The organism is Microbacterium sp. (assembly GCF_031180975.1).
Classification (GTDB): Bacteria; Actinomycetota; Actinomycetes; order Actinomycetales; family Microbacteriaceae; genus Microbacterium.
Map to the genome: position 1 here is coordinate 1 of NZ_JAPSLI010000003.1, position 12,993 is coordinate 12,993.

General features: G+C 69.9%; 13 protein-coding genes and 1 rRNA gene. 12 read left to right on the top strand and 2 right to left on the bottom strand.

Annotated features, from left to right (window positions below):
- Window positions 1-66, top strand: a 5S ribosomal RNA gene (gene rrf / locus RIF65_RS15150); the annotation flags it as partial.
- A gap of 46 nt (window positions 67-112) precedes the next feature.
- Here the strand turns inward: rrf and RIF65_RS04750 are convergent.
- Window positions 113-436, bottom strand: coding sequence for a hypothetical protein (locus RIF65_RS04750; protein ID WP_309066858.1), 324 nt, complete (start codon window positions 434-436; stop codon window positions 113-115).
- A 57-nt stretch (window positions 437-493) separates the two neighbouring features.
- Here RIF65_RS04750 and RIF65_RS04755 point away from each other — a divergent pair, with 57 nt between their 5' ends.
- The 6 genes from RIF65_RS04755 to recN are packed head-to-tail and all read left to right on the top strand — an operon-like array spanning window position 494 to window position 5,876.
- Window positions 494-1,237, top strand: coding sequence for a hypothetical protein (locus RIF65_RS04755; protein WP_309066857.1), 744 nt, complete (start codon window positions 494-496; stop codon window positions 1,235-1,237).
- Window positions 1,237-2,286 (top strand): HAD-IIA family hydrolase, encoded by a 1,050-nt coding sequence (locus RIF65_RS04760; RefSeq protein WP_309066856.1) that lies wholly within the window; start codon window positions 1,237-1,239, stop codon window positions 2,284-2,286. The genes RIF65_RS04755 and RIF65_RS04760 overlap by 1 nt, the downstream gene beginning before the upstream one ends.
- 44 nt (window positions 2,287-2,330) lie before the next feature.
- Window positions 2,331-2,507: a hypothetical protein gene (locus RIF65_RS04765; RefSeq protein WP_309066855.1), complete on the top strand. Its 177-nt coding sequence runs from the start codon at window positions 2,331-2,333 to the stop codon at window positions 2,505-2,507.
- On the top strand, window positions 2,504-3,301 hold the full coding sequence (locus RIF65_RS04770) for a TlyA family RNA methyltransferase (RefSeq protein WP_309066854.1): 798 nt from the start codon (window positions 2,504-2,506) through the stop codon (window positions 3,299-3,301). The genes RIF65_RS04765 and RIF65_RS04770 overlap by 4 nt, the downstream gene beginning before the upstream one ends.
- On the top strand, window positions 3,298-4,203 hold the full coding sequence (locus RIF65_RS04775) for an NAD kinase (RefSeq protein WP_309066853.1): 906 nt from the start codon (window positions 3,298-3,300) through the stop codon (window positions 4,201-4,203). Before RIF65_RS04770 ends, RIF65_RS04775 begins: the two co-directional genes overlap by 4 nt.
- On the top strand, window positions 4,200-5,876 hold the full coding sequence (recN, locus tag RIF65_RS04780) for a DNA repair protein RecN (RefSeq protein ID WP_309066852.1): 1,677 nt from the start codon (window positions 4,200-4,202) through the stop codon (window positions 5,874-5,876). Before RIF65_RS04775 ends, recN begins: the two co-directional genes overlap by 4 nt.
- A 4-nt stretch (window positions 5,877-5,880) precedes the next feature.
- On the opposite strand, the gene RIF65_RS04785 is transcribed toward recN, so the two are convergent.
- On the bottom strand, window positions 5,881-6,978 hold the full coding sequence (locus RIF65_RS04785) for a LacI family DNA-binding transcriptional regulator (protein ID WP_375142126.1): 1,098 nt from the start codon (window positions 6,976-6,978) through the stop codon (window positions 5,881-5,883).
- 96 nt (window positions 6,979-7,074) lie between these two features.
- On the opposite strand from RIF65_RS04785, the gene RIF65_RS04790 reads away from it, so the two are divergent.
- The 5 genes from RIF65_RS04790 to RIF65_RS04810 are packed head-to-tail and all read left to right on the top strand — an operon-like array spanning window position 7,075 to window position 12,992.
- Window positions 7,075-8,457, top strand: a complete 1,383-nt coding sequence (locus tag RIF65_RS04790) for an extracellular solute-binding protein (RefSeq protein ID WP_309066850.1) — start codon at window positions 7,075-7,077, stop codon at window positions 8,455-8,457.
- Window positions 8,457-9,413 (top strand): carbohydrate ABC transporter permease, encoded by a 957-nt coding sequence (locus RIF65_RS04795; RefSeq protein ID WP_309066849.1) that lies wholly within the window; start codon window positions 8,457-8,459, stop codon window positions 9,411-9,413. Before RIF65_RS04790 ends, RIF65_RS04795 begins: the two co-directional genes overlap by 1 nt.
- Before the next feature lie 10 nt (window positions 9,414-9,423).
- Complete coding sequence (locus RIF65_RS04800) at window positions 9,424-10,257, top strand: carbohydrate ABC transporter permease (RefSeq protein ID WP_309066848.1); 834 nt, start codon at window positions 9,424-9,426, stop codon at window positions 10,255-10,257.
- Window positions 10,254-11,522, top strand: coding sequence for a glycoside hydrolase family 32 protein (locus RIF65_RS04805; RefSeq protein WP_309066847.1), 1,269 nt, complete (start codon window positions 10,254-10,256; stop codon window positions 11,520-11,522). The genes RIF65_RS04800 and RIF65_RS04805 overlap by 4 nt, the downstream gene beginning before the upstream one ends.
- 6 nt (window positions 11,523-11,528) lie before the next feature.
- Window positions 11,529-12,992, top strand: a complete 1,464-nt coding sequence (locus tag RIF65_RS04810; protein ID WP_309066846.1) for a glycoside hydrolase family 32 protein — start codon at window positions 11,529-11,531, stop codon at window positions 12,990-12,992.
- Window position 12,993: the final 1 nt, after the last annotated feature.

The following is a 12,993-nucleotide window of genomic DNA, read 5'->3' on the forward strand; positions in this document are numbered from 1 at the left end:
GCTAAGCCTCACAGCGCCGATGGTACTGCAGGGGGGACCCTGTGGGAGAGTAGGACACCGCCGGACTTCTCTTAAGCAAGATGGCCACCCAAAGCTGGGTGGCCATCTTGCGTTAACACCTCAACAGGGAGTCAGGATGTCGGAAGAGCAGCGAGACCGTCGCGACGGCGGGGACGGCGCGAACGATCGACGCCACGACTCCCCGCGCCAACCGCGCTACTCGGATTTTTCGCGAGAGCGCCGCCCGCAGTCCGGCGGCGATCGTCCGGAGCGCGGTGGTGACCGCCCGTACCGTGGTGATCGCCCGCAGCAGCAGGGCGGCGATCGCCCGTACCGTGGCGACCGTCCGCACCACGGCGGCGACCGCCCGCAGCGAGACGGTGACCGTCCGTACCGCGGCGACCGTCCGCAGCACAACGACCGTGACCGCCGTCACCAGGGTGATCGCCCCCAGCGCGACGGCGAGCGGCGCGGCTTCCCGCAGCGCGGCGGTGTGGACCGCCCGCGTTCCGAGTTCGCCCCGGTGCGCGAGCGGGTTCCCGAGCCGGAGATCCCCGAGGAGATCACACCGCGCGACCTGCACCCGGCCGCGCGCAACGAGCTGAAGACACTCAGCAAGGAGAACGCCGAGCAGGTCGCCCGCCACCTCGCGATGGCGGCCCGTCTGATCGACGAGGACCCCGAGCGCGCGCACGAGCACGCCCTGGCGGCATCCCGTCGCGCCGGCCGCGTCGCCGTCGTGCGGGAGACGCTCGCCATCACGTCCTACCGGATCGGCGACTTCGCCCTCGCGCTTCGCGAGCTGCGCACCTACCGCCGCATCTCGGGCAAGGACGACCAGATCGCTCTGATCGTCGACTCCGAGCGCGGCGTCGGTCGCCCCGACCGTGCCCTCGAGGAGGGGCGCGCGGTCGAGCGCTCCAGCCTGACCCCGGCCGCGCGTGTCGCGCTGGCGATCGCGATGTCCGGAGCGCGCCTCGACCGCGGCGAGACCGAACTCGCACTCGGCGAGCTCGAGATCCCCGAGCTCGACCCGGACCGCGCGTTCGAGTGGAGCCCGGCGCTGTTCTCCGCGCGCGCCGCCGTGCTCGAGGACCTCGGTCGCACCGACGAGGCCGCCTTCTGGACGCAGCGGGCCGAGGCCGCGGCATCCGCTCTCGGTCTCGACGACGACGAAGACGAGATCATCATCGAGGAGACCGAGCTCGAGGAGACAGAGGAGGAGAACGAGGACTGATGGGGCTGTTCCGCCGCGCCGCCGCGCCCGCCGCGCCGGCATCCACTCCGCTCACCGGACGTGACGTGCTTCTCGCCGACCTCGACGGCGTCGTCTACGCCGGACCCGGCGCGCTGCCGCACGCCGTCGACAACCTCAACCGGGCGGCCGAGACCGTCCGGCTCGGTTACATCACCAACAACGCCTCCCGCACCGACGCCTCGGTCGCCGAGCACCTCTCCAGCCTCGGCCTGTCCGTGCGCGCCGAGGAAGTCGTCACCAGCCCGCAGGCCGCCATGCGCCTGCTCGCCACGAAGGTCCCGCCGCCAGCCACGATCCTGATCGTCGGGGGAGAGGGACTGGTCGTCGAAGCCGAGAAGGCCGGTTACACCGTCACCCGCAGCGCGGAGGACTCCCCGCAGGCCGTGGTGCAGGGCTTCGCCCCCGAAGTCGCCTGGACCGACCTGGCCGAGGCCGCGTTCGCCCTGAAGGTGCCGGAGAACGAGGGCGGGATCCCGTGGATCTCGACGAACACCGACTGGACGATCCCGCGCGAACGCGGCGTCGCTCCCGGAAACGGCACCCTGGTGTCCGCCGTGCATACCGCCGTCGGCCGGCTCTCGACAGTGGCGGGCAAGCCCGAGACCCCGATCTTCAAGGAGGCGTTGGCCCGCTTCGGCGCCAGCAACGCACTGTTCCTCGGCGACCGCCTCGACACCGACATCCTCGGCGCCGCACGCGCGGGCATCGCCTCCGCTCTGGTCCTGACCGGCATCGACCGGCCCAAGCACGTGCTCGCCGCTCCGCCGGGATCCCGGCCGGACTACATCCTCGGCGACCTGCGAGAGCTGCACGAGCCCTACCCGGAGATCACCGAGAAGGACGGCGTGTTCACCGTCCGCGGTGCTTCGGTGCGCGTCGTCGACGCGGACGTCCACATCCTCGCCGAGGGGGCATCGCAGATCGACCTGCTCCGTGCCGGCGCGGCGGCCATCTGGGCGACCGGCCTCGCGATCTACGCGTTCCGGGTGCCGGAGAAGCTGTACGCCGACCCGTTCCACCGCCCCTGAGCGTCGCCGACGTCGGCCGGGGATCGGCGGGCTACAGTGGTCGGATGGAGCACACGCGAGAAGAGCCGACCGACGCGCTCTGGAGCAGATTGCGCCTGATCGAGGGACAGCCCCTCGCCGCCCGCGCCGAGGCGTATACGGCGCTGCACGACGAACTGATGAAGCGGCTGGAGAGCACGCCGCGCTCCGACGCGCGTGACGCCGCGCCGAGTCCCCGATGACCCGGCTGGACGCAGAACTCGCCGCACGCGGCCTCGCCCGCTCCCGCACGCACGCCGCGGCGCTCGTCGCGCAGGGCCTGGTGCGCGTCGACGGACGACCGGTCGTGAAACCCGCGACCCCTGTCACGCCGGACTCCGACATCGCCGTGGACGGCGGCGACCACTACGTCAGCCGCGGCGCTCACAAACTCGTCGCCGCTCTCGACGCGTTCCGGATCCCGGTCGAGGGGCGTCTCGCCCTGGACATGGGCGCCTCGACCGGCGGATTCACCCAGGTGCTGCGCGAGCGCGGCGCCGAGAAGGTCCTCGCGGTCGACGTGGGGCACGGCCAGCTCGACGCCCGGATCGCAGCCGACCCAGGTGTGATCGCCGTCGAGGGCTTCAACGTCCGCTTCATGGACGCCGCTCGTCTCGCCGAAGCCACCGGCGAGACGCCGCGCCCCGACCTCGTCGTCGGCGACCTGTCGTTCATCTCGCTGTCGCTGGTGCTGCCCGCCGTCGCCGCGGTCGCCGCGCCGGACGCGGACGTCGTGCTGCTCGTCAAGCCGCAGTTCGAAGTCGGCCGCACCGCCGTGCGCGGCGGACTGGTCACCGACCCGAACACCAGGGTGGATGCTGTGGAGCGGGTGCTGTGGGACGCGCACGACGCCGGGCTCGGCACCGCCGGCATCCTGCCCTCGCCGATCCTCGGCACGCACGGCAACGCCGAGTACCTCGTGCACCTCACGCCCGGCCGCGGCGGTGATCCGACAGAATGGACGGAGCAGATCGCACGCGCAGCAGGAGGACGATGAACGAGCGAAGCATCCTGGTCGTCGCCCACGCCCGGCGCGCCGACACCGTCGCCGCAGCGCTGCGGGTGGTGCGCGCGCTCCGCGACGCCGGAGCGACGCCGGTGCTCCCCGCCGCCGACCGTGACGAACTCGCCGCCGTCGAACCCGGACTCGCCGACGTGAGTCTCCTCGGGGCGGACATTCCCCTCGACCGGCTGGAGCTCGCTATCGTCCTCGGCGGTGACGGCACGATCCTCCGCGCCGCCGAGCTGGTCCGCGGCTCCGATGCACCGGTGCTCGGCATCAACATGGGCCACGTCGGCTTCCTCGCCGAGATCGACCGCGACGACATGGACAACGCCGTGCACCGCGTGATCGCCCGCGACTACGAGGTGGAGGAGCGCCTCGCGCTCTCCGTGCGCGTCAAAGACGTAGAGGGCCGTGTCGTGTTCGAGACGTGGGCGCTCAACGAGGCCACCGTCGAGAAGGCCAGCCGGGAACGCATGATCGAGGTCGTCCTCGAGATCGACGGCCGTCCGCTGTCGAGCTTCGGCTGCGACGGTATGGTCGTCTCCACCCCGACCGGGTCCACCGCCTACAACTTCTCCGCCGGCGGCCCGGTGATCTGGCCGTCCGTCGAGGCCATCGCCGTCGTGCCGCTGTCCGCGCACGCCCTGTTCGCCAAGCCGCTCGTCGTCGGCCCGGAGGCCGCGGTGGCCATCGAGATGCTCGAGCGCACCGACGGCACCGGCATCCTGTGGTGCGACGGCCGTCGTTCGCACGAGCTGCCGCCCGGCGCGCGCGTCGTGGTGCGGCGCTCGTCCCACCCGGTGCGGCTGGCGCGACTGCATCCCACCGCCTTCACGAACCGGCTGGTGCGCAAGTTCCAGCTCCCCGTCGAGGGATGGCGGGGCGCTTCATGATCGACGAGATGCGCATCCGCGGTCTCGGCGTCATCGACGACGCCGTGCTGCCCCTCGGCCCCGGCTTCACCGCTGTCACCGGCGAGACCGGCGCCGGCAAGACCATGGTCGTCACCGGGCTCGGTCTGCTGCTCGGCGCCCGCGCCGACTCCGGAGCCGTGCGGGCCGGTGCCGCCCAGGCGTCGGTCGACGGCGTCTGGCTGGTCCCGCCGCAGGGGCGGGTTGCCGAGATCGTCGCGGATGCCGGGGGAGAGCTGGAACCGGCAGGGGACGCCGCGGAACTGTACCTGTCACGCACGTTGACCGCCGAGGGGCGCAGCAGGGCCAGCGTCGGCGGCCGCGCGGCGCCCGCCGGCGTGCTCGCCTCGCTGGCCGAGGAGCTCGTGGTGGTGCATGGCCAGTCGGAGCAGCTGCGCCTGCGCTCCGCCGCCGCCCAGCGCGACGCGCTGGACCGCTTCGGCGGACCGGCGATCGGCGACGCCCGAGAGCGATACGCGGAACTTTTCCACCGCTGGCGTGAGCTCGACGCCCAGATCGCCGACCTCACCGGCAACCGCGACCGGCGCTCCGCAGAAGCCGCGCAGCTGCGCGAGGAGCTCGCCGAGATCGAGCAGCTCGACCCGCAGCCCGGCGAGGACGTCGCGCTCAACGAGCGCGCCGAGAAGCTCGCCAACGCCGAGGAGCTGCGCCTGGCGGCATCCGTCGCCCGCAACGCGCTCTCCAGCGAGGAGGACGAGCCGGACGTGGCCACCCTGCTCGCGGAGGCGCGCCGCTCGCTGGAGCGCGCGGGCGACCCTCAGCTCGCCGAGATCGGCGAGGCCGCGGCGGAGCTCGGCTACCGCGCCGCCGACCTCGCGCTGCAACTGTCCGGTTTCCTCGCCGACCTGGACGAATCCGGTCCGCACGAGCTCGCCGCCGTCGAGGAGCGCCGCGCGGCACTGGGCGGGCTGATCCGTCGGCACGGCTCGCTGGACGCCGCCCTCGAGCTGTGGCGGACCGGTTCCGCCCGTCTCGCCGAACTCGACGACGACGACGACCGCATCGAGCGGCTGCGCGAGGAAGCCGAGCAGTGCCGTGCCGAACTGGACGCCGCCGCGGCCACGCTGACCGCCGCCCGCACCGCGGCCGCCGAGCAGCTGTCGGATGCCGTGACAGAGGAGCTGCACGCGCTGGCCATGCCGGACGCCCGGCTGGAAGTGCAGGTCGCCCCCGGCGCCGAGTCCGCGCACGGCCGCGACGAGGTCGCGATCCTGCTCGCCCCGCACCCCGGCGCCGAGCCCCGACCCGTCGCTCGCGGCGCGTCCGGCGGTGAGCTGTCGCGCGTGATGCTGGCCATCGAAGTGGTGATCGCCGGCGCCGACCCGGTGCCCACCTTCGTGTTCGACGAGGTGGATGCCGGCATCGGCGGCGCCGCCGCCATCGAGGTCGGGCGGCGGCTGGCGCGACTGGCCGAGACGTCGCAGGTGATCGCGGTCACACACCTCGCGCAGGTCGCCGCGTTCGCCAACAACCACCTGTCGGTGGTGAAGTCGAACGACGGGTCGGTGACCGCCTCCAGCGTGCGCCGGCTCGACGGGAAGGAGAGGGAGGCCGAGATGGCCCGCCTGCTCTCAGGACTCGCCGACTCGGATGCCGCGCTCACCCACGCGCGCGAACTGCTCGAGCTGCGCTGACGCATCAGCGCAGCTCGCGGACCGACTCCCGCATGATGAGCGGCATGGGCACCCGCTCGTGCGCGAGTTCACGGTCGCCGATGAGCATCTCGACACCCCGGCGCGCCATCTCCTCGTACGGCAGCCGTGCGGTCGTCAGCCCAGGACGCTGGTAGTCGGCCAGCTCCTCGTCGTCGAACGAGATTACCGAGACGTCCTCGGCGACCTTCAGCCCGCGCTCCGCCATGGCCTGATAGATCCCGAAGGCGACGCGGTCGTTGCCGGCGATGAGAGCGGTAAGGCCGGGAGCCGACTCAAGCATGCGGGTTGCGAGCGTGAACGCGTCCGCAGGGTTCCAGTTCTGCATCGGGGCACGGGGAGCGTCGATGCCGGCGCCCGCCAGCACTGCGTCGATGCCCTCGAAACGCTCACCGATCGTCACCGTACGGCGCGGATCGGCGATCACATCCGGCAGCTCTCCAACGATGCCGATGCGGCGGTGGCCGTACTCGACGAGATGCCGGGCGACCGCCGATCCCGCCTCGCGTTCGGCGGGCAGGACACTCGGATGCTCGCGCGACGACGTGCCGTTCACGACGACGAGTGGCACCCGGTGACGAACTTTCGGCAGGTCGATCATGCGCGCCACCATCAGGCCGACGATGATGCCGTCCACCCGCCGGTCGACCATGGTCTCCACGGACTCGCGCAGCGACTCGGGGTCGCCCCCCGTCTCGGCCATGAGGACCGTGTGATCATGCGCCTTCGCCGAGTCGAGGACGCCGCGGATCATGCCCGACGCGAACCGGGTGATCGTGACTTCGTCGGAGATGAAGCCGATCGTCTTGGTCGTGCCCAGCCGCAGGCTCTGCGCAGCGGGGTGCGGACGGTAGCCCAGCTCTTCGGCTGCGGCACGGACCCGCTCGGCGGCCTCCGCCGAAAGCCGTGAACCGGGTCTATCGTTGAGGATCATGCTCACAGCAGCGCGTGACATCCCCGATAGGGCGGCGACGTCGGCCAGAGTCGGCCGGCGACCGGCTGCTGCGTTCATTGCGCCCCCTGCTCCGGACCACCCGACATCCTGGGAAACTTCTTGCGTCTCCCTCAGACGCGATGCTAGCATCCGATTGCTGAATCAATTCAGCAATCGGATCTCGCCTTGCTGAATGCATTCAGCTTGTCGTGATCGTACGCTCGCACAGCGCAAAGGAGCAACAGCGTGGTTGATATCTCGAGGAGGGCGATGCTCGGGCTCATCGGGCTCGGGGTCGCCGGCACCGCCCTCTCCTGGCCCCGGCTCACAGGTGGCGACATCCCGGGGCGTGGCGACGAGGCCCTCACCGTGGCGCTGCTCGGCACGGCGCAGGACGCTGCGGCACGGGCATCCTTGGTCGAAGGGTTCCAGCGCAAGCACCCCGACATCCCCGTCCGGATCGTGGCCATCCAGGGGCAGGACTGGAGCAACTACTTCGCCAAGATCCTGACCATGGTGGCCGCCGGCACGGCACCCGACGTGGTCACCGTCGCGACCGAGGGCACCCAGCTCTTCGCCTCGCGCATGGCGCACCCGCTGGACGACTACGTGCGCCGGGACGCCGCCGAGATCCAGGACTTCTTCGACGACGTCAGCCCCACGCTCGTCGAGGCGATGATGTACCAGGGGAGCCTGTTCCAGCTGCCACTCGGATGGAACGCCGCGAACGTCTACTACAACACCGAGGCGCTCAACCGGGCCGGTCTCGACCGCCCGCGCGACAACTGGACGGTGGACGACTTCTTCTCTGTCGCGCGCGCCATGCAGAGCGCGGCTCCCGGCAACTTCGTTCCGTACTTCTGGAACAACCGCCTGTGGGGTGGCGTGGTCCCCTGGCTGTACATCAACGAGACCAGCATCCTCACCGAGGAGAAGGCGTCCGGCGGCGACTGGTTCTGGAACCGGTTCTATCCGAACGAGACGCCGCGCGGCGGCGGCTACCTCTGGGAGAACGCCGACGCCCTCAACGAGCGCACCATCGAGAGCTTCTCCGTGCTGGAGACCATGGTGCGCGAGGGGATTGCGGCGAATCCCGCCCAGGGTGGCGGCAACGAACTGGTCGCTCTGTTCTCCACCGGCGCCGTCGGGATGACCCCGGCAGGCGGCTACTGGGTGCAGGGCCTGCACGATGCCGGATTCCGCAACGACGAGTACGACGTGACGTACTTCCCGAAGATGCGCGGCCAGCGTCATCAGTTCGGCGTCGACGGCTACGCGATCATGGAGACCTCTCAGCGCAAGGACGAGGCGTGGGAGTGGATCAAGTACAGCGCCTCCTTGGAGGGCATGCGCTTCGCGCGGCCCAAGCCGGATTCGAACGCCGCCCGGCGCTCGGTTAACGACGAGCGCTACAGCGCGGGTATCGGACCCGCGCACTGGAACGTGTTCTACGACACGCTCGACAATTTCCCCGACACGGGCCCAATCCCCGCGCCGCCGCAGCAGGCGGCCGTCGAGTCCGCCCTCATCAAGAACGTGGTCGGAGCGATCACGAACGGCCCTGACGGGGTCAAGCGCGGCCTGGAGACCATGCAGCGCGACCTCGAACTCGCACTGAAGGGACGCTGATGTCCATCACCACTGCACCCGTCGACCCCTCGACCACGCGCGCCAACGTCGTACCCAAGGGAGTCAGACCCGCGGGCGAGAAGAACCGCGGCAATCGCCTGCTCATCTGGGTGTTCCTCGCGCCGACCCTGATCGGGCTCGGGGTGTTCACCTTCATCCCGATCATCGGGTCCGTACTACTGGCATTCTTCCGATGGGACATCATCACGGCGCCGGAGTTCGTCGGCATGGACAACTTCGTCCAGCTCGCCGCGAATCCCACCGTGCGGGTGTCGTTCCTGAACACGATCGGTTTCGTCATCGTCGCAGTCATCGTGCAGCTCGCCGTGGCGCTCGGGCTCGCGGTGCTGGTGCAGTCCAAGATGCCGAACTGGCTTCGCACGTTCTTCCGTTCGTCGCTGTTCTTCCCGCTCATCCTGTCCGCGGCATCCGTCTCCCTGGTCATGGCGTACCTGTTCAACCAGGAGTTCGGTCTGGTGAACCAGGTGCTGTCGTTCTTCGGCGGGGAGAAGGTCGGCTGGCTCACCACCGGGTTCGGTGCCAAGGTCGTCGTGCTGCTGGTGTACGTGTGGCAGAACTTCGGCTTCACGTTCCTGCTCTTCATCGGCGGTGTCGCCGCCATCCCGAAGGAGGTCTACGAGGCGTCCTCGATCGACGGTGCTACCGGCTGGACCCAGTTCCGCCAGATCACGCTTCCGCTCATCAGCCCTACCATGCTGGTCGCCTCCGTGATGGCAATCATCGGCGCGCTGCAGATCTTCGATCAGCCGTACGTCCTCACCCGGGGCGGTCCCGGCGACGAGACGCGCACGGCGGTGATGGTGATCTACGAGTCCGCCTTCCAGCAGCTCGAGTTCGGCCTCGCCTCCGCGATCGGCATCGTGCTGACCCTCCTGATCATGCTGGTGACGGCCATCCAGTTCCAGCTCAGCAAGCGGTTCGTCTTCTACGGGTGAGGAAACAGACATGACCATCGAAGCAGTCCAGAAGCCCTCGCCGCTGCGCGGCCTCGGCAGGTTCGGCAAGTTCGCGTTTCTCGGCCTCGCGGTGTTCCTCACCCTGGCGCCGGTCGTCTGGACCGTCATCACCGCGATGACGCCGTCCAACCTCGAGACCGGTGCCGTCGAGTTCGGCTTCGGCGCGTTCATCGACGTGTTCAACCGCATCCCGGTATGGCTGTACACCTGGAACAGCGCCCTCGTCACGCTGCTGATCGCCGTCGGCCAGATGCTCAGCGCCGCCATGGCGGGCTATGTGTTCGCACGGTTCGAGTTCCGCAGCAAGAAGCTCCTGTTCGGACTCATCCTCGCCACGATGATGGTGCCGATGCAGGTCACCATCGTCCCGGTGTTCATGCTGATCCGCGGCATGGGCCTGGCCGACACCCTGCTGGCGCTGATCATCCCCGCGCTTCCCACGGCGTTCGGGACGTTCCTGATGCGGCAGTACTTCCTCGGACTCCCCGCCGAGCTCGCCGAAGCTGCTGAGATCGACGGCGCGGGTCCTTGGCGGGTGTTCTTCGGGGTGTACCTGCCTCTCGCGACCCCTGGGCTGGCGATCGTCGGCATCCTCGCGTTCAACTACCACTGGAACGAATTCTTCCGACCGCTGATCATGACGATCAGCGAACAGAACTTCACGCTTCCACTCGGTCTCGTCACCCTCCAGGGGAACCTCGGGACGGGCAGCGTCTCGACAGTGCTGGCAGGCGTGGTCATCTCGATGATCCCCGCACTGCTGGTGTTCATCTTCGGACAGAAGCCGCTGCGGGAGGGACTGACCGCCGGGGCCGGCAAGTGACGGACTCCGCGTTCCCCGCGCTGCACGGCCGGCCCGCCCAGGGGTGGGTCAACGACCCGAACGGGCTGGTCGTGCACGACGGCCGCTACCACGTGTTCTTCCAGTACAACCCGGATGCACCTGTGCATGCCGATATCCGGTGGGGGCATGTCAGCTCGTCGGATCTCGTCCGGTGGCGGGAGGAGCCGATCGCTCTCTCGCCTCGGCCCGGCGCGCCTGATGAGGCGGGATGCTGGAGCGGGAGCACCATCGTGGAGGACGGCGTCCCGACTATCCTGTACACCGGGGTCGACCGCCGTGGCTCGGGAGAGGCCGGCGTACTCCGGGCGGTGCCGCGTGACGCCGGACTTCAGGAATGGACGGTTGACGGGGGCACGATCCCGGGTACGGCCGGTGCCGGTGGACTCGAGGTGAGGGATCCGTATTTGTTCCACTTCGGCGGTCACCGGTATGCCGTGCAGGGCGCGGGAACCGCGGGCGGCGAGCCGCTGGTCGCCCTCTACACCTGCGACGACCTCGACCGGTGGAGGCCGCTCGGCGCCCTCCTCGACGCGGCGGACCCCGTGGCGGCGCAGCTGCCGCCGGTGCAGATCTGGGAGTGTCCGAACTTCTTCCCGATCGGTGACTGCTGGGTGCTGCTGCTGTCTCTGTGGCGCGCGGACGGCGGCCCGCTGGGACGCGGAGGTGTGGTCTGGCTGATCGGAGACCTGGAGCAGACGCCGGACGGTCCGCGATTCCGCCCGCAGAGCAGTGGCGTGCTCGACGGCGGCGACGTGTTCTACGCGCCGCAGGTGCTGCAGCACGGCGAACGCCGCCTGCTGTGGGGCTGGCTGCGCGAGCCGGTCGGTGAGACACGCGCTGTCGACGCGGGCTGGTCGGGAGTGCTGACCTTCCCACGGGAACTGTCCCTCGACGACGGCGAGCTGCGTTCGGCTCCCGCTGGGGAGCTGACCGCACTTCGGGCGGATCCGGTCCGGATCGGCGCCGACGGCAGCATCGAGGCGCAGGCTTACGAACTGTCCGGGACCGCCTCGGAGATCCGCCTCGTCCTCGCCGGCGACGCGGCCGAACCCGTCTACGCTTATGACGGGCCGCCCCGCGAGCACCGCATCCTCGTGGACGGCAGCGTCGTGGAGGTCTTTGCCGCCGGCGCTGCGCCGGTCAGCATCCGTACGTATCCCGCCCGAGGGCGGAAGTGGCGCCTCGACGCCGGCGAAGGGCTGCATGCCCGTGTACTTGCCCTCCCCACCGAAAACGGAAAGTAAGGACCCATGAACGCCCGCACCCCCGCTCTCCCCCACGCGTTCGGAAGCCTACCGTACGCGCACTTCGCGCCGCAGCGGAACTGGATGAACGACCCGAATGGGCTCGTGCACCATGACGGGCGTTACCACCTCTTCTTCCAGTACAACCCGGACGGCGTCGACCACGCGAAGATGAGCTGGGGGCATGCCTCGAGCACGGACCTCGTGCAGTGGGAGGAGCACCCTGTGGCGCTGCTCTGGCAGGACGGCGCGCAGATCTTCTCCGGCTCCGCCGTGGTCGACCACGCGAACACCTCCGGCTTCGGCACGGCGGAGAATCCCGCGCTCGCGGCGATCTACACCTCGGCGGCGCCCGGGCTGCAGAACCAGGCGCTGGCCTACAGCGTCGACGGCGGGACGACGTGGACCACCTACGGCGGCAATCCTGTGCTCGACCGCGGCTCGGCCGACTTCCGCGACCCGAAGGTGTTCCGGTACCGCGGGGCGGCGGGGGAGTACTGGGTGATGGTGGCGGTCGAGGCGGTGGAGCGCCGCGTGGTGATCTATCGGTCCGACAACCTGAAGCTGTGGACCCATCTTTCGGACTACGGCCCGCGTGGTGCTGTCGAGGGCGTTTGGGAGTGCCCCGATCTGTTCCCGCTCGCCGTCGACGGCGATCCGTCCGACGTGCGCTGGGTGATGCTGATCAGTCTCAACGAGGGAGCTCCGGGTGGGGGATCCGGCACTCAGTACGTCGTCGGCTCGTTCGACGGCGTCACCTTCACTCCCGATGACGACGGCGAGGACGCGGCCGTGCTCTGGCTCGACTACGGCCGCGACGACTACGCGGGCGTCACCTTCTCGGGTCTGCCGGAACAGGAGCGGACGCTCATCGCGTGGATGAGCAACTGGGACTACGCGAAGGACCTCCCGTATCGCGAGGACGAACCGCGTCGCGGGGCGATGACCCTGGCTCGCCGGCTGTCGCTGACAATGGTGGAATCGCGCCCGCGTCTGCGGCAGCAGCCGGTCGGGCCTGCCGTGCACAACGTGGCCGAGGCGTCCGGCATCCGGGTGGGTGACTGGACTGCACTGCCGGTCGCGCTTCCCCCGTGCGCTCGGATCGATCTTGCGATCGATCTCGCTGACGCCACCGGGGTCGAGCTGCGGCTCGGCCACGACGAGGAGCGGTCCGGCGGCATTCGCCTCGCCTACGACCCGCGCTCCGGAGTGCTGACCCACGATCGCACCCACGTCGCCGAGTGCTTCCCCGAGGCCTTCCGCACCGTCCAGGCGCTGCCCACGCGCTGCGGCAGCCGGCTCGAACTGACAGCCTGGATCGACGTCTGCTCACTCGAGGTCTTCGCAGACGATGGCGTGTCAGTGCTCACCGACCTCACCGATGTGGCGACCGGTGGGGGAGTGTCGGTCCGCAGCGTCGGCGGCCCGGTGCTGATCGAACGAATCGTGGTCGCGTCGCCGCAGGACTGAT

Coding starts and splice junctions, on each gene's coding strand:
- RIF65_RS04760 (WP_309066856.1), top strand. CDS start 1,237: ATGGGGCTGTTCCGCCGCGCCGCCGCGCCCGCCGCGCCGGCATCCACT.
- RIF65_RS04765 (WP_309066855.1), top strand. CDS start 2,331: ATGGAGCACACGCGAGAAGAGCCGACCGACGCGCTCTGGAGCAGATTG.
- RIF65_RS04770 (WP_309066854.1), top strand. CDS start 2,504: ATGACCCGGCTGGACGCAGAACTCGCCGCACGCGGCCTCGCCCGCTCC.
- RIF65_RS04775 (WP_309066853.1), top strand. CDS start 3,298: ATGAACGAGCGAAGCATCCTGGTCGTCGCCCACGCCCGGCGCGCCGAC.
- recN (WP_309066852.1), top strand. CDS start 4,200: ATGATCGACGAGATGCGCATCCGCGGTCTCGGCGTCATCGACGACGCC.
- RIF65_RS04785 (WP_375142126.1), bottom strand. CDS start 6,978: ATGCTAGCATCGCGTCTGAGGGAGACGCAAGAAGTTTCCCAGGATGTC.
- RIF65_RS04795 (WP_309066849.1), top strand. CDS start 8,457: ATGTCCATCACCACTGCACCCGTCGACCCCTCGACCACGCGCGCCAAC.
- RIF65_RS04800 (WP_309066848.1), top strand. CDS start 9,424: ATGACCATCGAAGCAGTCCAGAAGCCCTCGCCGCTGCGCGGCCTCGGC.
- RIF65_RS04810 (WP_309066846.1), top strand. CDS start 11,529: ATGAACGCCCGCACCCCCGCTCTCCCCCACGCGTTCGGAAGCCTACCG.